Here is a 21,990-nt window from a genome sequence, read left to right on the forward strand (position 1 = left end):
TATTAACAGGTCTGGCAGCGATGCCTTACCATGCGCCCATCTGTATGCCTCTCTGGAGAACCACTCAATGATCAACGCCCGTTTATTACAACGCATGGTGGACGCGTCCCAGGACGGCATTGTCGTTGCCGAACAAGAAGGTGAAGACAACATCCTGATTTATGCAAACAACGCCTTTGAAACCCTCACCGGCTACAGCCGCGACGACATCCTCTATCAGGACTGCCGCTTCTTGCAGGCCGGCGACCGTGACCAGCAGGGCCTGCAATTGATCCGCGAGGCGATTGCCAGCGGTCAGCCCACCCGCCAGATCCTGCGCAACTATCGCAAGGACGGCACGCACTTCTGGAATGAACTGTCGATCACGCCGGTGTTTAACGAAAACGACAAGCTGACATACTTTATTGGCGTGCAAAAAGACGTCACCTTGCAGGTAAAGGCCCAGCAGCGGGTCGCCCAGCTCGAAGCCCGACTGGCCTCGGTTCAGGCTGAACTGCAGGCGCTCAAGGCGACGAGCGGATTAAACAAAACGTAGAAATTACGGTCTGATAGTCGCTGTGACGATTTTTCAGACACCTTTTCGAGCTTTATCCATGTCGCACGATGCCCTTTTGACTCAGGACGAACTGGATTTCATCCAAACGATGCACCAAAACCCGCTGTTGAATAAACGGGATGCGTCGTCGAGCCTGATGGTCAACGGGATGTCGCAAATCCGCGATTTGCTGACACGCCTTGCCGCCCATGAACAGGTCACCATCCAGGCACAAATTGCCAATCAGCAAATGAGTTTTCCGCTGCGCCTGGTTGAAGACGAATTCCATGCCCAGCATCTGCAACTCGGCGCCCCGAGCATCTTCGAAGACGGGCCAAAGGCGCGCCCCTGGCGCCTGTCACTGGCCGAGCCGGTGCCGCTGGAAAATATCCGCGGCAAGGCAGGTCATCTGTGGGTAACCGAACTGTCGTTCAAAGGCGTGCTGATTGAAATGCGTCACGACAGCCAGCCGCCACGCCAGTTTGCACAGTGGTTCAGCCCCGATGGATATGAGCGGATCAACCTGCGCGGCACCCTGGAGCGTAAAACGGAAACGGGCCTTTATGCCTACCGCCTAAGCCAGAGCGACAAGGGCGAAACCGAGCATCTGCGCCAGTACATCCTGCAACAACACCGCCTGGCGCACCCGGGCCTGCACGTCTGATCAACCGCCCGGCGTTGCCTTGAGTTCAGCATCCAGACGTTGATTGATCAGGCGTGACACACTCCCCAGGCAAGCGATGGATGAGTTCGCCAAGGCCTCCTGAACCACATCCGAGGCCTCACCTGCCAACGACACCGAGCAATTCAAGGTCTGTGCCAGGCGTGTCAGCCTGCGCTGGTGGGCCGTGTTCAATGCATGGTTGGCAAACAGCACAACGGCCCGGGGCTCCAGCTTCTGGCAAACCAGTGACAACTCTTCCAATGGCTGACCTATGGCCACAACCCTGACCACGCGGTCATTACGGGTCAGCAGCAAGCCCGCCACCAGCAACTCCAGCTCGCGGCACAACTCAGGCATCGCCACCACCAGCACGCACGGGCGGGCAACAGCGGCCTGCAATTGAAGGCGATGCTGTACCCGACCGCGCAAGAAGCCGTCCAGCAGCAGCCATTCACTGGTACGGCCAAAAGTATCCCGGGTCCCAAGCAGTTGCTGCCACAGCGGCAGGAAAATCCCCTGAAACACAACGTCAATCGGGTAGCTGGAGAAAATCTGCCCGTAAAGACGCTCCAATTCGGGTTCGTTAAAGTCCGTGAGGGCGCTGCCAATACGGGTTTGCCAGTCGCGGTACTCACTGCTGGCGGGTGCCGGGACATCGACGGAACTGTTGCTTGCTAGCAATTGCGCGACTTTGCTGACAGAAACCCCACGCTCAAGCCAGCCCATGACCTGACGAATCGTTCCAATATCGCTCACGGAATACAGACGATGCCCACTTTCGGTGCGTTTTGGTTCGATCAACCCATAGCGACGCTCCCAGGCACGCAGGGTTACCGGGTTGATTCCCGTCAGCCTGGCCACTTCCCGGATCGGATACAGACCCTGGCAATCATCAGCCTGGGCAATGGGCTCGAGTTCAGTAATCACAGGCATCGGCAGGACAACAATCAGAAAGGGTGACTGGATTCTACCCGTCAATCCAGACCCTGTGGGAGCGGGCTTGCTCGCGGTGCAGGCCACGCGGTCTGTCAGGTGAGCCGCGGTGATGCCCGCTCCCACAAACGGCGCTGTGTGTATTCAGGAACAATCCTTGCTTGTTTTTACGGACATGGCCCACCACCCCGGCGCCGTGTTTTGTGATTGCCCTACCCGGGCAGCATCAGCCTCATGGAGATACACAATGTCTACCTCCCCTGTCACATTGATGGTTGCGCGCCGTGTCGCCAAAGGCCGCTACCAGGAACTGATCGCCTGGCTGCACGAAGGCGAACAGCTGGCCACGGACTTTGCCGGCTACCTGGGCTCGGGCGTTCTGGCGCCGCCACCGGGCGACGACGAATTTCAAATCATCTTCCGCTTTGCCGACGAATCCACCTTGCATGCCTGGGAGCACTCCGTCTCGCGCAAGGCCTGGTTGCTGCGTGGCAGCGACCTCTTCGCCAACCCTTCCGAGCACCGGGTCAGCGGCATCGACGGCTGGTTTGGTAATACCGGGCAAAGACCGCCCCGCTGGAAGCAGGCAGTCGCCATCTGGCTGGCGTTCTTCCCGGTCTCACTCCTGTTCAACTTTGTATGCGCCCCCTTGCTCGGCGAGTTAGCCCTGTTGCCACGGGTACTGGTCAGTACCCTGGCCCTGACGCCGCTGATGGTTTACCTGTTTATTCCACTCTCTACCCACTTGCTGGCAGGTTGGCTGCACAGCACCCCAGGCAAACCCCTGCGCAGTGCTATCGCGACACCGCGCCACTAATCTCGGGCTTGGCCGTCAGGTCGCGGACACTGGTATAGTTTTGCCATTGCGCCGCGACTGTTTCCGGCTTTTGTGCACCGAGTACGTCATGCCCACTTCTACCGCACCGATTCTGATCACTGGCGCAGGCCAGCGCGTTGGCCTGCATTGTGCGCAGCAGCTGCTGGCCGACGGCTATCCGGTGATGTTCACTTATCGCAGTGAAAAACCCGGCGTGCAAATTCTCCGCGACCTGGGTGCCATTGCGCTGTTTGCCGACTTTTCGACCGAGGCCGGCATTCTCGATTTTATCGAACGGCTGAAAATACACACCGACAGCTTGCGGGCGATTGTCCACAACGCCTCGGCCTGGCTGGAAGAAACCCCACAGACAGAAACCAGCGCCTTTTTGCACATGTTCAGCGTGCATATGCTCGCGCCATATCTGATCAACCTGCATTGCAGCGAGCTGCTCAAACGCTCGAACCCTGCAGATATTGTGCATATCAGCGATGATGTAACACGCAAGGGCAGCAGCAAGCATATGGCCTATTGCGCAACCAAAGCCGGGCTCGACAGCCTGACCCTGTCATTCGCGGCTAAACTGGCGCCACAGATCAAAGTCAACGGTATCGCCCCGGCCTTGCTGATGTTCAACCCCGACGACGATGCGGCGTACCGCACCCAAGCGCTGGCCAAATCCGTGCTGGGCATCGAGCCCGGCGCCGAGGTGATTTACCGCAGCCTGCGCTATCTGCTGGACAACCCGTATGTGACCGGCACCACCCTGACCGTCAACGGCGGCCGGCATTTAAAATAATGCCGCCCCGCGAGGAAGTACTTAGATGAGCGCATCACTGCCTGAGCATTACCGCGAGATTCTTATTGGTTTAGGCGAAGACCCTGAGCGCGAAGGCCTGCTCGACACCCCCAAACGCGCCGCCAAAGCCATGCAATACCTGTGTCATGGCTACGAGCAGAGCGTGGAGAAAATCGTCAACGGCGCCCTCTTCGCCTCTGACAGTGACGAAATGGTGATCGTGGCCAATATCGAGCTGTACTCATTGTGCGAGCATCACCTGCTGCCCTTTATCGGCAAGGCCCATGTGGCCTATATACCGACGGGCAAGGTACTGGGGCTGTCGAAAATCGCCCGCATTGTCGACATGTTTGCCCGGCGCCTGCAGATCCAGGAAAACCTCACCCGGGAAATCGCGGACGCCATCGAAAGCGTCACCCAGGCTGCCGGTGTGGCCGTGGTGATCGAAGCCCAGCATATGTGCATGATGATGCGCGGCGTAGAAAAACAGAATTCGACCATGAACACCTCGGTCATGCTCGGCGCCTTCCGCGAACCGAGCACCCGCATGGAGTTCTTGCAACTGATTGGACGGAGCAAGTCGTAATGCCACAACTTCAGCCAGGAATGGCCCGTATTCGCGTCAAGGACTTGTGCCTGCGTACCTATATCGGCATCAATGAGGAAGAAATCCTCAACAAGCAGGATGTGTTGATCAACCTCACCATCCTCTACGCGGCGCAGGAGGCGGTGCGCGATAACGATATCGACCACGCGCTCAATTATCGCACCATCACCAAGGCCGTGATCCAGCATGTCGAAGAGAACCGCTTCGCCCTGCTTGAGCGCCTGACCCAGGAGTTGCTGGATCTGGTGATGGCCAACGACGCGGTACTGTATGCCGAAGTCGAAGTCGACAAACCGCACGCGCTGCGTTTTGCCGAATCGGTGTCGATTACACTGGCGGCGAGCCGTCAGACTGCAACCTCATAACCCCGGTGAACCCCATGACACCTCAAGAACAGCTTGAACTGGAGGCAGCCGCCTTTCGCCGCCTTGTCGCGCACCTGGACAGCCGCAAGGACGTGCAAAACATAGACCTGATGAACCTCTCGGGTTTTTGCCGCAATTGCCTGTCCAAGTGGTACAAGGCCGCAGCAGACGAGCGCCAGATCGCCATCAGCCTCGATGATGCACGCCAAGTGGTCTACGGCATGCCGTATGCCGAGTGGAAAGCCCAGTACCAGAAAGAAGCCAGCGCCGAACAGACGGCGGCGTTCACCCAAGGAAAAAAGCATGACTGATTTGAACACCCTGCGCGCCAGCCTCAACAGCGGCGAGCACGTTTTTGCCGATACCCTGGCGTTTATTGGCGCGCACTACGATTACCAGCCTCAGAGCTTCATCAACGGCGGTGTGGAAAACGCTGCAGGGCAAAATGAAGGTTCGTGCAAGACCCTGGGCCTGGCCCTGCTGGAAGGTTTGAGCGACCAGGAAACCCTGCTGGCTTTCGGCGAACACTACCGCTCGGTACTGGCCACGCCTGAAGGCACAGACCACAGCAACATTCGCGCACTGATTGCCCACGGCCTGGCCGGGGTCAAGTTCGAAGCCCAGCCGCTTACGCGCAAGGTGTAATACTGCAACTCATCGTGGGAGCGGGCTTGCTCGCGATGCAGGCGCCGATTTTTTTCAGTTACACCGCTGCGATCCCATCGCGAGCAAGCCCGCTCCCACAGGGCAGACACAAAAAAACCGGCCAAGGCCGGTTTTTTTGTTGAAGCAGGCTATCAGAACTGGGCGTTCTGCAGGCCGTCCAGGTAGCGCTCGGTGTCCAGCGCTGCCATGCAACCGGCGCCAGCCGAGGTGATGGCCTGACGATAAACGTGGTCCGCCACGTCGCCCGCAGCAAACACGCCTTCAACGCTGGTCGCAGTAGCGTTGCCTTCACGGCCGCCCTGCACAACCATGTAGCCGTCTTTAAGCTCAAGCTGGCCTTCGAACAACGAAGTGTTCGGTGTGTGGCCGATGGCGATAAATACGCCATCGACTTTCAGCTCGTCAAAGCTGCCGTCGTTGTTCTTCAGGCGCGCACCGGTCACACCCATGTTGTCGCCCAGCACTTCGTCCAGGGTCGCATTCAGCTTGAGTTCGATCTTGCCTTCAGCAACACGGGCGTGCAGCTTGTCGATCAGGATCTTCTCGGCGCGGAAGGTTTCGCGACGGTGAACCAGGGTTACTTTGCTGGCGATATTGGCCAGGTACAGGGCCTCTTCAACCGCGGTGTTACCACCACCCACTACGGCAACAGGTTTGTTGCGGTAGAAGAAACCGTCACAGGTCGCACAGGCAGAAACGCCTTTGCCCATGAATGCTTCTTCCGACGGCAAGCCCAGATAACGGGCGCTGGCGCCGGTAGCGATGATCAGTGCGTCGCAGGTGAATGTACCGCTGTCACCCTTGAGGGTGAACGGACGATTTTTCAGGTCCACTTCATTGATGTGGTCGAAAATGATTTCCGTCTCGAAACGCTCCGCATGCTCACGCATGCGTTCCATCAAGGCCGGGCCGGTCAGGCCGTGAACATCACCGGGCCAGTTGTCGACTTCGGTGGTGGTGGTCAGTTGACCGCCAGCCTGCATGCCCGTGATCAGCAGTGGTTTGAGGTTGGCGCGGGCCGCATAGACAGCGGCGCTGTAACCGGCAGGGCCGGAACCCAGAATAATCACACGCGAATGACGTACTTCAGACATGACTCACTCCTATGACCGCCCGCATTGAAACCGGGTCGGAACGCCGCTTTACCGGCTGGAATAAAAAGAAACCGTAAACCTGCCCAGGCTATGCCTGCAACGCGCAGATCCTGAAAAATATGGGTGAAGCATATAGAGGCCGCAGAGAGTAAGGAAATACGCATTAACAATCCAGCTCATAGCAGGTCTCTATGTAGTCGAAGTCGATTTTAGACGGCTTTGTTACAGTTATTGTCGATACTGCGACAAGGCTTTCGTCCTGCGGACAAAGCCGCTAAGGTCGCCCGGTTTTCCACTGTTCGGAGCACGCTATGCCCGCCCCTGTTCTCTCTGGCCCGCAGTACCTGCGTGAAGGCCTTAAGTTGATCCTCAGCCCTGGCTTGCGCCTGTTCGTGCTGCTGCCGTTACTGATCAATCTGGTGCTGTTCGTCGGATTGATTTATTTCGCCGGGCATCAGTTCAGCCTCTGGGTCGATACCTTGATGCCGACCCTGCCCAACTGGCTCGGTTTCCTCAACTACGTGTTGTGGCCACTGTTCGTGGTGCTGGTGGCGTTGATGGTGTTTTTCACCTTCACCATGCTGGCCAACATCATCGCCGCGCCATTTAACGGTTTTCTCTCGGAGAAGGTCGAAGCCGTGGTGCGCGGGGTCGATAATTCGCCACCGTTCAGCTGGGGCGAACTGGCCGCCATGGTGCCGCGCACCCTGGCCCGTGAAATGCGCAAGCTGGGCTACTTTCTGCCGCGGGCCATTGCCCTGCTGATCCTCTCGTTTATTCCGGTGCTCAACCTGATCGCGGCACCGCTGTGGCTGCTGTTCGGGATCTGGATGATGGCCATCCAGTACATCGACTACCCGGCCGACAACCACAAGCTGGGCTGGAACGAGATGCTCGCCTGGCTGCGCGAAAAACGCTGGCAGAGCATGAGTTTTGGCGGCATCGTCTATCTGGTGTTGCTGATCCCGGTGGTCAATATCCTGATGATGCCCGCAGCCGTTGCCGGTGCAACCCTGTTCTGGGTACGCGAGCGTGGCGATGAAGCGCTGGCAGCCGCCAACCGCAGCCGCTGACTTCATCATTCCATCATCACCGTGACACATTGACGTCATGACCCCAACGCACACTGGGGTCATGACCACAGCCCTTCATATCGCACTTGTTACCGAAACCTTCGCCCCTGAAATCAATGGCGTGGCCAATACCCTTGGCCACCTGTGTGATGGCTTGCGCGCCCGCAACCACCGCGTGCAACTGATACGCCCACGCCAGAGCGCCGATGGCAATCAGCGCAGCAGCGACGACCTGATGCTCTGCCGCGGTTGGCCGCTGCCCGGTTATCCCGGCCTGCAATGGGGCCTGACCTCCACCCATCGCCTGACCAGGCGCTGGTGCCAGCACCCCCCTGACGTGGTTTATATCGCCACAGAGGGGCCCCTTGGGCTGTGCGCACTCAGGGTTGCCCGACGCCTCGGCATTACCGCGGTCACCGGCTTTCATACCAATTTTCAGCAGTACTTGCGCCAGCATGGCCTGACCCTGTTTACCCGGGCGCTGACTCACTACCTGCGCGGGTTTCACAACCGCTCGGCAATGACCCTGGTGCCCAGTGCCAGCCAACGCGTAGAACTTGAGCGCAGGCATTTTGAACGCCTGGAGCTGCTGCCCCGTGGCGTCGATAGCCAGCTGTTCAGCCCGGCAAAACGTCAGAATGCCTTGCGCCAGAGTTGGGGGCTCAGAGAAAACGATATTGCCCTGTTGTATGTAGGACGCTTGGCACCGGAAAAAAATCTGGACGCACTCAAGCGCTGTTTCGATGAACTACAAGCCCGTTATCCCGCACGCCGCTTCAAATTGATCGTGGTGGGCAACGGCTCAAAACGTGCCTCACTGGAAGCCTCGTTGCCTGAGGCCATTTTTTGCGGGCAGCAGTCTGGCGAAGCGCTAGCGTGCCATTACGCATCCGGTGACGTGTTTTTGTTTCCCAGCCTGAGCGAAACCTTCGGCAACGTGGTGCTCGAAGCCCAGGCTTCAGGCCTGGGAGTGGTGGCCTATGACGAGGCTGCTGCCGGCTTGCATATTCGTCATGGCTACAACGGCGTACTGGCCATGCCGGGGGATGAATACGCCTGGATCGAAGCCGCCTGCTGGCTGCTTGATGACCCGGAAACCTTGCGCACCCTGCGCCTCAATGCCCGTCGCCATGCCAGTCGGCAAAGCTGGACGGGGATTGTCGAGCAGTTCGAAAACCAGTTGCAGCAGGCTAGCCAGGGCCGCGAATACGCAGCCCCGGTGCCGGTTCCGATGACCGTAAAAAAGCCTTAGGCCAGGGACTTCTCAATGGCCTGAATGACCGTGGCATCGTCTGGGGCGGTACGCGGTGAGAAACGCGCCAATACCCGGCCATCCTTGCCAACCAGAAACTTCTCGAAGTTCCAGGTAATTTCCCCTTCAAATTCGGCGCCCTCGCCTGCCAGCAACCGATAAAGCTGATGGCGGTCAGGCCCGTTGACCTCAAGCTTGCTGCTCAGAGGGAAAGTGACGCCGTAGTTGAGGCTGCAAAACGCCTGGATATCCTGCTCGCTCCCCGGTTCCTGCCCGGCGAACTGATTGCATGGCACGCCTAGAACGCTGAAGCCCTTGCCCTTGAATTGCTGGTAGAGGTTTTCCAGGGCTGCGTACTGAGGGGTCAAACCGCACTTGGAGGCGACATTCACTACCAGCACCACTTTGCCTTTAAAAGTCTCCAGCGGCAGCGGCTTGCCATCCAGCGCGTCCAGGGTAAGTTCGTGAAATGCACTCATGACGGACTCCAAAAATTCCCGTATCCACATTCAAACAATCGTTCAGCCTGCCGATTGCCCTCATAATCCAGGATGCAAAAAGGCGCCCGTAGGCGCCTTTCCTGGCTAGCTCTCATGTGAGCGTAGCAGCACTTGTCAGTGCTGATGACCGCCTTCACCGTGTACGTGGCCGTGAGCGATTTCTTCTTCGCTCGCGTCACGGATGGCCACAACCTTGACCTTGAAGTTCAGACGCTGACCAGCCAGTGGGTGGTTACCGTCTACAGTCACGTCGTCGCCGTCCAGGTCACGGATGGTCACGATCTGCATTTGGCCGTCCGGCGCCGAAGCGTGGAACTGCATGCCAACTTCCAGTTGGTCAACGCCTTCGAACATGCTGCTGCTCAAGGTGCTGACCAGTTCGGCGGAGTACTCGCCGTACGCGTCTTCCGGCTCAACGGTAACGTCCAGCTCGTCACCGACGGCCTTGCCAACCAGAGCCTTTTCCAGACCCGGGATGATGTTGCCAGCGCCTTGCAGGTAAACCAGCGGCGCGCCGCCGGCGGAGCTGTCGATGACCTCACCAGCGTCGTTGGTCAGGGTATAGTCGATGGAGACAGCCTTGTTAGCGGCGATCGTCATGGGGCGAGACCTTTTGCAAAAAATAATGAGTTCGCAAGTTTAACCAAGCAATCGCCCGAAAGCGAACACAACCAAGACCAACGGATAATTTTGAAAACTTCAACGATCATTGGCTGGCGTCAGGATGAGGAGCAGCACTGGGTTGCCGTGCTCTCCTGTGGCCACACACAGCACCAGCGCCATCAACCGCCCTGGCAATCCCGGCCGTGGGTGCTTGATCCCGGGCAACGCCAGGCCAAAATAGGCCAGCCCTTTGCCTGTGGCTGGTGTGTTCAAGAGGCGGATAGCGCTAATCTTGGCAATTGATTCAGGCACAAGCCCCGTTTAAAGGGTGTTGCCCTTGCACTGCCACGTCAGGAAGCTCGCATGCAAACTTTCTTTATCGCGCCCACCGATTTTGGTGTGGGTCTGACATCCATTAGCCTGGGCCTGGTTCGCACTCTTGAGCGCGCCGGGCTTAAAGTCGGTTTTTTCAAGCCCATTGCCCAGCCGCACCCGGGGGATTTGGGGCCGGAGCGCTCCACTGAACTGGTGGCCCGCACCCACGGCCTCAAGCCGCCTACCCCGCTGGGCCTGGCCCATGTCGAGCGCATGCTGGGTGACGGCCAGCTCGATGAGTTGCTCGAAGAAATCATCAACCTCTATCAACAAGCGGCCATCGGCAAGGACGTGCTGATTGTCGAAGGCATGGTGCCCACCCGCACGGCCAGCTACGCGGCACGGGTCAACCTGCACCTGGCCAAGAGCCTGGATGCTGAAGTGATCCTGGTCTCGGCGCCGGAAAACGAAGTGCTGACCGAGCTGTCGGGCCGGGTGGAGTTGCAGGCCCAGCTGTTTGGCGGGCCAAAAGACCCGAAAGTGCTGGGCGTGATCCTCAACAAGGTGCGCACCGACGAAAGCATGGACGCTTTTGCGGCACGCCTCAAAGAGCATTCGCCGCTGCTGCGCAGTGGTGATTTCAAGTTGCTGGGCTGCATTCCCTTTCAGCCCGAGCTGAATGCTCCACGCACCCGCGATGTGGCCGAATTGCTGGGAGCCCAGGTGCTCAATGCCGGGGACTATGAAACCCGTCGCATGTCGAAAATCATCCTCTGCGCACGCACGGTGCTCAACACCCTGCAACTGCTCAAACCGGGCGTGCTGGTGGTCACCCCGGGAGATCGCGACGACATTATCCTGGCCGTGAGCCTCGCCGCCATGAACGGCGTCCCGCTGGCCGGCCTGCTGCTGACCAGTGACACCCAGCCCGACCCACGCCTGATGGAACTCTGCCGTGGCGCCTTGCAGGCCGGGCTGCCGGTGCTGTCGGTGAGTACCGGCTCGTACGACACCGCCAACCGTCTCAACGGCCTGAACAAGGAAATTCCCATCGATGACCGCGAGCGCGCGGAAATCATCACTGATTTCGTCGCCAGCCACCTCGATGCCCACTGGCTGCACCAGCGTTGCGGTACACCCCGCGAAATGCGCCTCACCCCTGCAGTTTTTCGCTATCAGTTGATCCAGCGCGCCCAGCAGGCCAACAAGCGCATTGTCCTGCCCGAAGGCAGCGAACCCCTGACCGTACAGGCTGCGGCCATTTGCCAGGCACGCGGTATCGCCCGTTGTGTATTGCTGGCCAAGCCCGAAGAAGTCCAGGCAGTGGCCAAGGCCCACGGTTTTGAACTGCCCGAAGGACTGGAGATTCTTGACCCGGACCTGATCCGCGGCCGGTACGTCGAACCGATGGTAGCCCTGCGCAAAACCAAAAGCCTCAACGCGCCGATGGCCGAGCAACAACTGGAAGACCCGGTGGTGATTGGTACCATGATGCTGGCGCTGGATGAGGTCGACGGCCTGGTTTCAGGGGTGATCCACTCCACCGCCAACACCATCCGCCCTGCCCTGCAACTGATCAAAACCGCGCCGGGCTGTACGCTGGTGTCATCCGTGTTCTTCATGTTGTTCCCCGAGCAGGTGCTGGTGTATGGCGACTGCGTCATGAACCCGCACCCCAGCGCCACTGAACTGGCTGAGATCGCCCTGCAAAGTGCCGACTCTGCCGCTGCGTTCGGCATTACCCCACGGGTAGCCATGATCAGCTATTCCAGCGGCGAATCGGCCAGTGGTGAAGAAGTCGAAAAAGTTCGCGAAGCCACCCTTCTGGCGCACGAAGCGCAACATGCGCTGCTGATCGACGGCCCGTTGCAATACGACGCAGCAGCCAACGAAGTGGTGGCCAGGCAACTGGCGCCCAACAGCCAGGTGGCGGGCCGGGCCACGGTATTTGTGTTCCCCGACCTCAATACCGGCAACACCACGCACAAAGCCGTACAGCGCAGCGCTGACTGCGTCAGCCTGGGGCCTATGCTGCAAGGCCTGCGCAAACCGGTAAACGATCTGCCTCGCGGCGCACAAGTGGACGATATCGTCTACACCATCGCCCTTACGGCGATTCAAGCCGCCAACCGACCTATGGATGTGTAAATGCTGGACTTTCTGCCTGCGCCGATACGCGGCGTCATCGCTTCACTGCTGCTGGCGATCAACACCATCCTGTGTTGCACGCCGTTGTTTATCGTCGCGATTTTCAAGCTGTGCCTGCCGTTCCCGGCGGCGCAACGGCTGACCGACGAATTGATGCGCCGGATCCACGAAGCCTGGGTCGGCAACAACAACCGCTGGATGGACCTGATACGCAAGACCCGCTGGCATATCAAGGGCCTTGAAGGGCTGGACTATGAGCACTCGTATCTGGTGACCAGCAACCACCAGAGCTGGGTTGACATCATGGTGCTTCAATATGTGCTTAACAAACGCATCCGTCCGCTGAAGTTCTTCCTTAAACAGGAACTGATCTGGGTTCCGGTGATTGGCCTGGCGTGGTGGGCACTGGGCTTTCCGTTTATGAAACGCTATTCGAAGGCGTACCTGGCCAGGCACCCGGAAAAGAAAGGCGCTGACCTGGCAACTACGCGCAAGACCTGCGCCAAATTCAAGAACCAGTCGGTGGGCATCTTCAACTTCGTCGAAGGCACGCGCTTCACCGAAGCCAAGCATGCGCAACAGAACTCGCCGTTTCGCTACCTGCTCAAGCCCAAGGCCGGCGGTATCGCCTTCGTCCTGGACGCGATGGGCGAACAGCTGAAATCAATCGTCAACGTGACCATCCACTACCCGGGCGGGCGTCCGGGGTACTGGGACTTGTTGTGCGGCAATGTGAAGGACGTAGTCGTGGTGTTTGAAGAGCTGCAAATACCCGATGAATTCCTGGGCAAGAACTACGACCAGGACCCGGAGTACCGCCTGGCGTTCCAGGGCTGGATCAACCAGCTCTGGGAAGAGAAGGACCGCTTGCTGGAGCAGTTGCATCGGGACTATCCGGCACAGTGAAGAAGATCAAAAGCCCCTCACCCTAACCCTCTCCCAAAGGGAGAGGGGACTAAAGGCAAAAGCAGACCTGTACAACACCACAAATCAGCTCCCTCTCCCTCGGGAGAGGGCTGGGGGAAAATACAGCGCCCAACAAAAAGCCCGCCACCGATCACTCGGTGGCGGGCTTTTTAGTGCGGCTTAAATTGCGCCGCGTTGACGCAACAGGTCCAGCACCTGCTTGACGCTTTCTTCCAGTGACAGCGTTTGCGTGTCGACCACCAGGTCGGCATTCAACGGCACGTCATACGGGAAGGACTCACCCGGAATATTGTCGCCACCCGCCGCATACAAACCTTGCGGGTCTCGCTCGGCGCATACGGCCGGGGATGCCTGCACATACACGGTAAGCAGACGGTCGCTGCCGATCAGCGCCTTCGCCTGTTCACGGCCTTCGGCATCCGGTGCCACGAACGCGGCCAATGTCAGCAAGCCCGCTTCGTTAAACTGACGCGCCACGTGAGCGGCACGACGCCAGTTTTCCGTACGACCGGCACGATCCTGTGGCAGCCCCTTGTTCAGGTCATGGCGCAGGTTCTGACCATCGAGTACAAACACCGCACGGCCCATGTCGAACAGCTTGCGCTCAACAGCATAGGCCAGAGTGCTCTTGCCGGCGCCGGACAGGCCGCTGAACAGCACTGTGGCGGGTTGCTGGCCAAAGCGCTGGGCACGCTCTTCAACCGCCACATGCGCCAGTTTGCCATGATGGGTCGCGCTGCCATGACTCAACGGCTGCGCAACGATCATCCCGGCACCGACAGTGCCATTGGTCAAACGGTCGATGATGATAAACGAACCGGTGGTGCGGTTGCTGGCGTAGCCGTCCAGGGCGATCGGTGCATCGAGGCTGATCTTGACCTTGCCGATCTCGTTCAGTTGCAAGGCGCTGGCCGGGCCCTCTTCCAGGGTGTTCACATCGACCTTGTTGACGATGCTGGCAATCGAACCTGGCACATAGCTGGTGGCGCGCTTGATGTCGTACTTCTTGCCCGGCAGCATCGGCTCTTCAGCCATCCACACCAGCATGGCTTCGAAGTTGTCAGTCACCAGCGGCACATTGTCGGCATGCACCAACAGGTCGCCACGGGAGATGTCGATCTCGTCTTCCATGGTCAGCGTAACTGCCTGGCCCGGGCCTGCGTGTTCCAGCTCACCTTCAAAGGTGACGATGGATTTGACCCGGCTGCTCTTGCCCGACGGCAATACGACGATTTCATCGCCCTTGTGCACGATGCCGCTGGCCAGGGTACCGGCAAAACCACGGAAGTTCAGGTTCGGACGGTTCACGTACTGCACCGGGAAGCGCAGGTCGGTGAGGTTGCGGTCGGCCGCCACTTCCACGGTTTCGAGGATTTCCATCAGCGACTGGCCGGTGTACCACGGCGAGCGCTCGGACTTGTTCACCACGTTGTCGCCTTTAAGGGCGGACATCGGCACAAAGTGCAGGCTGGTAGGCTTCATCTTCAAGCCTTCGGCGAACTTCAGGTAGTCGGCCTTGATCGACTCGAACACACCCTCGTCGAAACCCTTGAGGTCCATCTTGTTGATGGCCACGACGATATGCTTGATGCCCAGCAACGAGGCAATAAAGCTGTGGCGACGGGTCTGGGTCTGCACGCCGTAACGGGCATCCACCAGAATGATCGCCAGGTCACAGGTCGATGCACCGGTGGCCATGTTGCGGGTGTACTGCTCATGGCCAGGGGTGTCGGCAATGATGAATTTGCGCTTGGCGGTGGAGAAATAACGATAAGCCACGTCGATGGTAATACCCTGCTCGCGCTCAGCTTGCAGGCCGTCTACCAGCAGCGCCAGGTCGATATCGTCGCCCGTGGTACCGCTTTTTTTCGAGTCGCGGGTAATGGCTTCCAGATGGTCTTCGTAGATCATCTTGGAGTCGTGCAGCAAGCGCCCGATCAGGGTGCTCTTGCCGTCGTCGACGTTGCCACAGGTCAGGAAACGCAGCATTTCTTTGCGTTCGTGCTGGCCCAGGTAGGCGAGGATGTCCTCGCTGATCAAATCAGATACGTGCGACATGACAACCCCTTAGAAATAACCTTGACGTTTTTTATCTTCCATCGAGCCTGCGCCATCGTGGTCGATGACTCGGCCCTGGCGCTCGGAAGTTCGCGTCAGGAGCATTTCCTGGATGATGTCGGTCAGGGTTTCAGCCTCGGACTCCACCGCGCCGGTCAGCGGGTAGCAGCCAAGCGTACGGAAACGGACCTTTTTCTTGACGATACGCGCCTTGTCTTCATCAGACAGGTGCTCAAGGATGCGCTCGTCGTCGATCATGATCAGCGTGCCGTTCTTCTCGATCACCTCGCGTTCTGCGGCGAAGTACAGCGGCACAATCGGGATGCCTTCGAGGTAGATGTACTGCCAGATATCCAGCTCGGTCCAGTTCGACAACGGGAACACGCGAATCGATTCGCCCTTGTTGACGTTGCCGTTGTAGACGTTCCACAACTCGGGCCGCTGATTTTTCGGGTCCCAGCGGTGCTTGCTGTCACGGAAGGAATACACGCGCTCTTTGGCACGGGATTTTTCTTCATCGCGACGCGCACCACCAAAGGCGGCATCAAAACCGTATTTGTCCAGAGCCTGCTTAAGGCCCTCGGTCTTCATGATATCGGTATGCTTGGCGCTGCCGTGGGTGAAAGGGTTAATCCCTTGTGCCACGCCGTCCGGGTTGACGTGAGTGATCAGGTCCAGGCCCAGCTCGGCGACCATCTTGTCGCGAAAGCTGTACATCTCCTGGAATTTCCACTGGGTGTCGACATGCATCACCGGAAACGGCAGCTTGCCAGGGAAAAACGCCTTGCGAGCAAGGTGCAGCATCACGGCGGAATCTTTACCGATCGAGTACAGCATCACCGGGTTATCGAACTCGGCGGCCACCTCGCGGATGATGTGGATGCTTTCCGCCTCCAGCTGTTTCAGGTGCGTCAGTTTGTCGACCATGGCTACTCACGAAAGCTATCTTATGAACGGCCTGCGGGCCGTGTTCGAGGGGCGAATGCTAGCACAGCACCCTCTTCTATAGATGGCGCCAACTAGATCGAAACGGTCTAAGAATAGACCTCGGAGTTTGGGCGATTACTCCATGTGGGAGCGGGCTTGCTCGCGATGCAGGCAATGCGGTTATACAGCAAGAACGCGTTGATTCGATCGCGAGCAAGCCCGCTCCCACAGGGTTCAACTCCAATGCTCAGATCGGATTCGGGCAATCGATAAACAGGTGTTCCAGGGCGAAGCGCCGCGCCAGGTAATCCCCCAGGGCTTGCACGCCATAACGTTCGGTGGCGTGATGGCCTGCGGCAATAAAGCTGATGTCGTTTTCCCTGGCACTATGGAAAGTCTGCTCTGACGCTTCGCCACTCAGGTACAGATCAACCCCCGCCTGTACCGCCTGATCGATAAAGCCCTGCCCGCCACCGGTACACCAGCCCACGCGACGGATCATTTCGCTGCCTTCAATCAGCAACGGCTCACGGCCCAGCGCTTCTTGCACGCGGCGGGCAAAATCGCGGGCCGTTACAGGCTCGGCCAAGGAACCCACCAGCCCCACCACTTTCGAATTGCCCGGTTCCAGCGGACCTTCGACGGTGATATCCAGCTGCCGGGCCAATTGCACGTTGTTGCCCACTTCAGGATGCAGATCCAGCGGCAAGTGGTAGGCCAGCAGGCTGATATCGTGCTTGAGCAGGGTTTTCAGGCGGCGCTGCTTCATACCGGTAACGCACGGGTCTTCGCCTTTCCAGAAGTAGCCGTGATGCACCAGCACCAGATCAGCCTGGGCCTCGACTGCGGCATCCAGCAATGCCTGGCTGGCGGTCACGCCACTGACTATACGCATCACCTGCGGGCGGCCTTCGACTTGCAAGCCATTGGGGCAGTAATCGCCGATGGCGGCACAGTTGAGGTAACGATTTGCCTCTTCTACCAGCGTGCTCAGGGAGACAGCCATAAAAGACTCCTAAATATAGCGTTCAGAGCCGGGCGGCCCTCGTATAATGGCGTCATTATGGGCCGTCAGAATGGCTCTGCAACCTTCAGGACTGAGTTCAATGTTTAAGGCTTTGCGTTTCTTTGGCTGGCCGTTGCTGGCTGGCGTGCTTATCGCTTTGCTGATTATTCAGCGTTACCCGCAATGGGTTGGGCTGCCGAGCCTGGACGTTAATCTGCAACAAGCCCCGCAAACCAGTTACATGCAGCAGGGTCCCGTGACCTACGCCGATGCAGTGGTGCGCGCCGCGCCTGCCGTGGCCAACTTGTACACCACCAAGGTGGTGAACAAAAACGCCCGCCCATTGTTTGAAGACCCGCAGTTCCGTCACTTTTTCGGCAACAACGAGCCTAAACAGCGTCGTATGGAGTCCAGCCTGGGTTCGGCAGTGCTGATGAGCCCCGAGGGCTATTTACTGACCAATAACCATGTAGTCGCAGGTGCCGACCAGATTGTGGTGGCACTCAAGGACGGCCGCGAAACACATGCACGGGTTATTGGTAGCGACCCGGAAACGGACCTGGCAGTACTGAAGATCGACCTGAAAAACCTGCCTGCAATTACCATCGGCCGCTCGGACACCCTGCGCATCGGTGATATCGCCCTGGCGATCGGCAACCCGTTTGGCGTTGGCCAGACCACCACCATGGGCATTATCAGTGCCACCGGGCGCAACCAGTTGGGCCTGAACAACTACGAAGACTTTATCCAGACGGATGCCGCGATCAACCCGGGTAACTCGGGCGGCGCGCTGGTGGATGCCAACGGTAACCTGACCGGCATCAACACCGCGATTTTCTCCAAGTCCGGCGGCTCACAGGGCATCGGTTTTGCGATCCCGATCAATCTGGCCATGGAAGTCATGAAGTCGATCATCGAGCACGGCCAGGTGATTCGCGGCTGGCTGGGCATTGAAGTGCAGCCGTTGACCCAGGAGCTGGCCGAGTCGTTTGGCCTCAGTGGTCGTCCGGGAATTGTTGTGGCGGGGATTTTCCGTGATGGCCCGGCGCAAAAAGCCGGTTTGCAACTGGGAGACGTGATTCTGAGCATTGATGGCGAACCCGCCAGCGATGGCCGTCGTTCGATGAATCAGGTGGCGCGGATCAAACCTTCGGACAAAATCACCATACAGGTCATGCGCAACGGCAAAGAGCTCAAGCTCACCGCCGCAGTGGGCCTGCGACCGCCGCAAGAGCAGCCGCCGCAGAACGACTGAAAACCCTCACCCCAGCCCTCTCCTAAAGGGAGAGGGGGCCGATTTGTGGTGCTGCGCGAATACTGCTCTTGCTTTAGTCCCCTCTCCCTCCGGGAGAGGGCAGCGGTTACAAGTCTGACAACCCTTCAATCAACGCCGCATTCTGCTCCGGCGTGCCGATGCTGATGCGCAGGAACTGGGCAATGCGCAGTTGCTTGAAGTGACGCACGATCACCCCCTGATCACGCAACTTGGCCGCCAACGCCGCCGCATCGTGTTCCGGGTGACGGGCGAAGATAAAGTTCGCGGCCGATGGCAGCACTTCAAAGCCCAGCGCCTGCAACTGCGCGACCACTTGCTCGCGACTGTCGATCACCCACTGGCAGGTCTGTTCGAAATATTCGCGGTCGGCAAACGCTGCCGCTGCGCCAACAATGGCGATACGATCAAGCGGATAGGAGTTGAAGCTGTTCTTGATTCGCTCCAGCGCTTCGATCAGATCCGGATGGCCCACCGCCAGGCCGACACGCAAACCGGCCAGGGAGCGCGACTTGGACAGGGTCTGGGTGACCAGCAGGTTCGGATAACGGTCCACCAGGCTGATGGCCGTTTCGCCGCCAAAGTCGATATACGCTTCATCCACCACGACCACCGAATCAGGGTTGGCCTTGAGGATCTGTTCGATGGCCTCCAGCGCCAGCAGGCAACCGGTCGGTGCATTGGGGTTGGGGAAGATGATCCCGCCATTGGCCCGGGTGTAGTCCGCAGGCTGGATCTGGAACTGCTCATCCAGTGCTATGGCGTCAAATTCGATGCCATACAGCCCGCAGTAAACCGGATAAAAACTGTAACTTATATCCGGAAACAGCAGCGGTTTGTCGTGCTGGAACAGGCCATTGAAAACATGGGCCAGCACTTCGTCCGAGCCGTTGCCCAAAAACACCTGATTGGTCTGCACACCGTAATACTCGGCCACCGCCTGCTTAAGCAGGTCGCTGTTCGGGTCGGGGTATAAACGCAGGTTGTCATTGATTTCGGCCTGCATCGCTGCCAGCGCTTTAGGCGAAGGCCCATAGGGGTTTTCGTTGGTGTTGAGCTTGACCAGTTTGGTCAGCTTCGGTTGCTCACCCGGCACATAAGGCACCAGGGCTTTAACGAATGGGCTCCAGAACTTGCTCATACTTGTTACCCCTGTTTGTCGGCGAGGATGCGGTATTCGGCACTGCGGGCGTGACCGGTCAGCGATTCGCCGCGAGCGAGAATCGAAGCGGTTTTGCCCAAGTCGGAAGCACCCTGCTCGGAGCAGAAGATAATCGAGGAGCGCTTCTGGAAATCATAAACGCCAAGCGGTGACGAAAAACGCGCCGTACCGGAAGTCGGCAGTACGTGATTAGGCCCTGCGCAGTAGTCGCCCAGCGCCTCTGAGGTGTGACGACCCATAAAGATCGCACCGGCGTGGCGGATCTGCGGCAACCAGGCTTGCGGGTCTGCCACCGATAGCTCCAGGTGTTCCGGAGCAATGCGGTTGGCCACGTCGATAGCCTGCTGCATGTCGTTCACCAGAATCAGCGCACCACGACCATTGATCGAGGTTTCGATGATTTCGGCCCGCTCCATGGTCGGCAGCAGTTTGGCGATGCTGGCCGCCACCTTGTCGAGGAACTCGGCATCGGGGCTAACCAGAATCGCTTGCGCGTCTTCATCGTGCTCGGCCTGGGAGAACAAATCCATGGCAATCCAGTCCGGGTCGGTCTGGCCGTCGCACACGACGAGGATCTCCGAAGGGCCGGCAATCATGTCGATGCCTACCTGGCCAAATACATGGCGCTTGGCGGTCGCGACGTAGATATTGCCCGGGCCTACCACCTTGTCGACTTTGGGTACGCTTTCGGTGCCATAAGCCAATGCCGCAACCGCTTGTGCGCCACCAATGGTGAACACCCGGTCAACGCCCGCAATGCAGGCGGCAGCCAGCACCAGCTCATTGATTTCGCCACGCGGGGTCGGCACGACCATCACCACTTCGGTCACGCCGGCAACCTTGGCCGGAATCGCGTTCATCAGCACCGACGAAGGGTACGACGCCTTGCCACCCGGTACGTACAGACCGGCGCGATCCAGCGGCGTGACTTTCTGGCCCAGCACCGTACCATCGGCTTCGGTGTAGCTCCAGGAGTCCTGTTTCTGTTTCTCGTGGTAGCTGCGCACGCGCTGTGCGGCCGTTTCCAGTGCTTCACGTTGTGGCGCAGTGATGCGGGTCAGGGCCAGTTCCAGGCGCTCGCGCGGCAGGATCAGGTCAGCCATCGAGGCCACTTCAAGCCCGTCAAAGCGCTGGGTGAACTCAACCAGGGCAGCGTCGCCCCGCTCACGCACAGCCTTGATGATGTCGAGCACACGCTGGTTGACCGAGTCGTCAGACACACTTTCCCAGCTCAGCAGATGATCCAGATGCTGCGCGAAGTCCGGGTCAGCAGCGTTGAGTCGGCGAATTGCAGTGGGAGCGGTCATAGCGAGGGCCTCGGTAATGGGCGAATGCTTGGAATAAGGGTTTTGCGCAGCTCAGGCACCACAAGACTACCAAGCCATCCGCGTGGGTACCTGAGATTTCTGGCTATTACGCGGATAGATGGGCGCGACCTGAAGCCGCGCAGGTGAGTCAGCCGCGGTGTCGAGATTCCACTGCTTTGCGCAGGGTATCGATCAGGGCTTGAATACGGGCGTGCTGCATTTTCATCGAAGCCTTGTTAACCACCAGGCGGGAGCTGATGGCGGCAATGAATTCCTGGGGTTCCAGGCCATTGGCACGCAAGGTGTTACCGGTATCGACCACGTCAATGATCTTGTCGGCCAGGCCAATCAGGGGGGCCAGCTCCATCGAGCCATACAGCTTGATGATGTCGACCTGACGGCCCTGTTCGGCGTAGTAACGCTTGGCGACGTTGACGAACTTGGTCGCAACGCGCAGGCGGCCCTTGGGTTCAGCGACACCAATGGCACCGGCGGTCATCAGCTTGCACTGGGCAATCTGCAGGTCCAGCGGCTCGTACAGGCCCTGGCCACCATACTCCATCAGCACGTCTTTACCGGCCACACCGAGGTCGGCGGCACCATGCTCAACGTAAGTCGGCACGTCGGTGGCACGGACGATCAGCAGGCGGACGTCAGGCTGTGAGGTCGGGATGATCAGCTTGCGGCTTTTGTCCGGATTCTCGGTCGGCACAATGCCTGCTTCGGCCAGAAGCGGCAGGGTGTCGTCAAGGATACGGCCCTTGGACAGTGCAATGGTCAACATGGGAAACGTAAGTCCTTATCAGGGTACTTTTGCCCGTGCGCAATCGGCGCCGGACAAGCATCGAGCCTGATATCAGGCTCGACTTGAACGATTCGAGGCCAGGTAAGGTAACGCTTGCAGGCCGTTACGTCACCTGGCAGCTGGACACTATCCCTGTGCCCATGATGCCAAACAG

Annotated in this window: 23 protein-coding genes and 1 pseudogene; 14 read left to right on the top strand and 10 right to left on the bottom strand. The window is 58.9% G+C overall.

Annotated elements, in window-relative coordinates:
- Window positions 1-67 precede the first annotated feature (67 nt).
- A complete protein-coding gene (locus QN377_RS07190) occupies window positions 68-535 on the top strand; it encodes a PAS domain-containing protein (RefSeq protein WP_095001171.1) in 468 nt (155 codons plus the stop codon).
- Between the two features lie 58 nt (window positions 536-593).
- Window positions 594-1,199 (top strand): hypothetical protein, encoded by a 606-nt coding sequence (locus QN377_RS07195; protein WP_095018230.1) that lies wholly within the window; start codon window positions 594-596, stop codon window positions 1,197-1,199.
- Here the strand turns inward: QN377_RS07195 and QN377_RS07200 are convergent, their stop codons facing one another.
- A complete protein-coding gene (locus QN377_RS07200) occupies window positions 1,200-2,132 on the bottom strand; it encodes a MerR family transcriptional regulator (RefSeq protein ID WP_095020531.1) in 933 nt (310 codons plus the stop codon).
- Between the two features lie 247 nt (window positions 2,133-2,379).
- Between QN377_RS07200 and QN377_RS07205 the strand changes: the two genes are divergently transcribed.
- The 6 genes from QN377_RS07205 to QN377_RS07230 all read left to right on the top strand — a co-directional run bounded on the left by QN377_RS07205 (window position 2,380) and on the right by QN377_RS07230 (window position 5,365).
- Window positions 2,380-2,949, top strand: a complete 570-nt coding sequence (locus QN377_RS07205) for an antibiotic biosynthesis monooxygenase (RefSeq protein WP_095001168.1) — start codon at window positions 2,380-2,382, stop codon at window positions 2,947-2,949.
- Window positions 2,950-3,037: 88 nt separating this feature from the next.
- On the top strand, window positions 3,038-3,748 hold the full coding sequence (folM, locus tag QN377_RS07210; RefSeq protein ID WP_095023068.1) for a dihydromonapterin reductase: 711 nt from the start codon (window positions 3,038-3,040) through the stop codon (window positions 3,746-3,748).
- Window positions 3,749-3,773: 25 nt separating this feature from the next.
- Complete coding sequence (gene folE / locus QN377_RS07215) at window positions 3,774-4,334, top strand: GTP cyclohydrolase I FolE (RefSeq protein ID WP_095001166.1); 561 nt, start codon at window positions 3,774-3,776, stop codon at window positions 4,332-4,334.
- Window positions 4,334-4,720: a dihydroneopterin triphosphate 2'-epimerase gene (gene folX, locus QN377_RS07220; protein ID WP_095001165.1), complete on the top strand. Its 387-nt coding sequence runs from the start codon at window positions 4,334-4,336 to the stop codon at window positions 4,718-4,720. The genes folE and folX overlap by 1 nt, the downstream gene beginning before the upstream one ends.
- Before the next feature lie 14 nt (window positions 4,721-4,734).
- A complete protein-coding gene (locus QN377_RS07225) occupies window positions 4,735-5,031 on the top strand; it encodes a DUF1244 domain-containing protein (RefSeq protein ID WP_095023069.1) in 297 nt (98 codons plus the stop codon).
- On the top strand, window positions 5,024-5,365 hold the full coding sequence (locus QN377_RS07230; RefSeq protein WP_095023070.1) for a HopJ type III effector protein: 342 nt from the start codon (window positions 5,024-5,026) through the stop codon (window positions 5,363-5,365). The genes QN377_RS07225 and QN377_RS07230 overlap by 8 nt, the downstream gene beginning before the upstream one ends.
- 152 nt (window positions 5,366-5,517) lie before the next feature.
- Here the strand turns inward: QN377_RS07230 and trxB are convergent, their stop codons facing one another.
- Complete coding sequence (trxB, locus tag QN377_RS07235; protein WP_016781820.1) at window positions 5,518-6,480, bottom strand: thioredoxin-disulfide reductase; 963 nt, start codon at window positions 6,478-6,480, stop codon at window positions 5,518-5,520.
- A gap of 311 nt (window positions 6,481-6,791) precedes the next feature.
- On the opposite strand from trxB, the gene cysZ reads away from it, so the two are divergent.
- Together cysZ and QN377_RS07245 are read left to right on the top strand one after the other, a co-directional pair.
- Window positions 6,792-7,553, top strand: coding sequence for a sulfate transporter CysZ (gene cysZ / locus QN377_RS07240; protein WP_095001162.1), 762 nt, complete (start codon window positions 6,792-6,794; stop codon window positions 7,551-7,553).
- Window positions 7,554-7,614: 61 nt separating this feature from the next.
- Window positions 7,615-8,805, top strand: coding sequence for a glycosyltransferase family 1 protein (locus QN377_RS07245; protein WP_322212413.1), 1,191 nt, complete (start codon window positions 7,615-7,617; stop codon window positions 8,803-8,805).
- Here the strand turns inward: QN377_RS07245 and QN377_RS07250 are convergent.
- Together QN377_RS07250 and QN377_RS07255 are read right to left on the bottom strand one after the other, a co-directional pair.
- Complete coding sequence (locus QN377_RS07250) at window positions 8,802-9,284, bottom strand: glutathione peroxidase (protein ID WP_095001160.1); 483 nt, start codon at window positions 9,282-9,284, stop codon at window positions 8,802-8,804. The genes QN377_RS07245 and QN377_RS07250 overlap by 4 nt on opposite strands.
- Before the next feature lie 135 nt (window positions 9,285-9,419).
- Window positions 9,420-9,905, bottom strand: coding sequence for an FKBP-type peptidyl-prolyl cis-trans isomerase (locus QN377_RS07255; protein ID WP_095001159.1), 486 nt, complete (start codon window positions 9,903-9,905; stop codon window positions 9,420-9,422).
- On the opposite strand from QN377_RS07255, the pseudogene QN377_RS07260 reads away from it, so the two are divergent.
- The 3 genes and pseudogenes from QN377_RS07260 to QN377_RS07270 all read left to right on the top strand — a co-directional run bounded on the left by QN377_RS07260 (window position 9,904) and on the right by QN377_RS07270 (window position 13,277).
- Window positions 9,904-10,211, top strand: a pseudogene (locus QN377_RS07260) (DUF3565 domain-containing protein). The gene QN377_RS07255 and the pseudogene QN377_RS07260 overlap by 2 nt on opposite strands.
- A 60-nt stretch (window positions 10,212-10,271) precedes the next feature.
- Window positions 10,272-12,371, top strand: a complete 2,100-nt coding sequence (gene pta, locus QN377_RS07265) for a phosphate acetyltransferase (RefSeq protein WP_133144311.1) — start codon at window positions 10,272-10,274, stop codon at window positions 12,369-12,371.
- Window positions 12,372-13,277 carry an acyltransferase gene (locus tag QN377_RS07270; protein WP_095018235.1) on the top strand — a complete coding sequence of 302 codons (906 nt, stop codon included), beginning with the start codon at window positions 12,372-12,374 and terminating at the stop codon, window positions 13,275-13,277.
- 180 nt (window positions 13,278-13,457) lie between these two features.
- On the opposite strand, the gene cysN is transcribed toward QN377_RS07270, so the two are convergent.
- The 3 genes from cysN to QN377_RS07285 form a co-directional block, all read right to left on the bottom strand.
- Complete coding sequence (cysN, locus tag QN377_RS07275; protein WP_095018236.1) at window positions 13,458-15,356, bottom strand: sulfate adenylyltransferase subunit CysN; 1,899 nt, start codon at window positions 15,354-15,356, stop codon at window positions 13,458-13,460.
- Between the two features lie 9 nt (window positions 15,357-15,365).
- On the bottom strand, window positions 15,366-16,283 hold the full coding sequence (gene cysD / locus QN377_RS07280) for a sulfate adenylyltransferase subunit CysD (RefSeq protein WP_095001155.1): 918 nt from the start codon (window positions 16,281-16,283) through the stop codon (window positions 15,366-15,368).
- 247 nt (window positions 16,284-16,530) lie between these two features.
- Window positions 16,531-17,289 carry a Nif3-like dinuclear metal center hexameric protein gene (locus QN377_RS07285; protein ID WP_095001154.1) on the bottom strand — a complete coding sequence of 253 codons (759 nt, stop codon included), beginning with the start codon at window positions 17,287-17,289 and terminating at the stop codon, window positions 16,531-16,533.
- A 100-nt stretch (window positions 17,290-17,389) separates the two neighbouring features.
- Here QN377_RS07285 and algW point away from each other — a divergent pair, with 100 nt between their 5' ends.
- Entirely contained in the window at window positions 17,390-18,544 is a 1,155-nt protein-coding gene (gene algW, locus QN377_RS07290) for a Do family serine endopeptidase AlgW (RefSeq protein ID WP_095001153.1), read from the top strand.
- A 106-nt stretch (window positions 18,545-18,650) separates the two neighbouring features.
- Here the strand turns inward: algW and hisC are convergent, their stop codons facing one another.
- From hisC to hisG, 3 genes are all read right to left on the bottom strand, one after another.
- Window positions 18,651-19,703 carry a histidinol-phosphate transaminase gene (gene hisC / locus QN377_RS07295; protein WP_095024927.1) on the bottom strand — a complete coding sequence of 351 codons (1,053 nt, stop codon included), beginning with the start codon at window positions 19,701-19,703 and terminating at the stop codon, window positions 18,651-18,653.
- Window positions 19,704-19,708: 5 nt separating this feature from the next.
- The gene (gene hisD / locus QN377_RS07300; RefSeq protein ID WP_095001151.1) at window positions 19,709-21,031 is read right to left on the bottom strand and encodes a histidinol dehydrogenase; all 1,323 of its coding nucleotides are present in this window, start codon (window positions 21,029-21,031) and stop codon (window positions 19,709-19,711) included.
- 148 nt (window positions 21,032-21,179) lie between these two features.
- Window positions 21,180-21,815, bottom strand: coding sequence for an ATP phosphoribosyltransferase (gene hisG / locus QN377_RS07305; RefSeq protein WP_016781809.1), 636 nt, complete (start codon window positions 21,813-21,815; stop codon window positions 21,180-21,182).
- Window positions 21,816-21,990: the final 175 nt, after the last annotated feature.

This window comes from Pseudomonas sp. CCC4.1, assembly GCF_035019225.1.
Classification (GTDB): domain Bacteria; phylum Pseudomonadota; class Gammaproteobacteria; order Pseudomonadales; family Pseudomonadaceae; genus Aquipseudomonas; species Aquipseudomonas bubulae.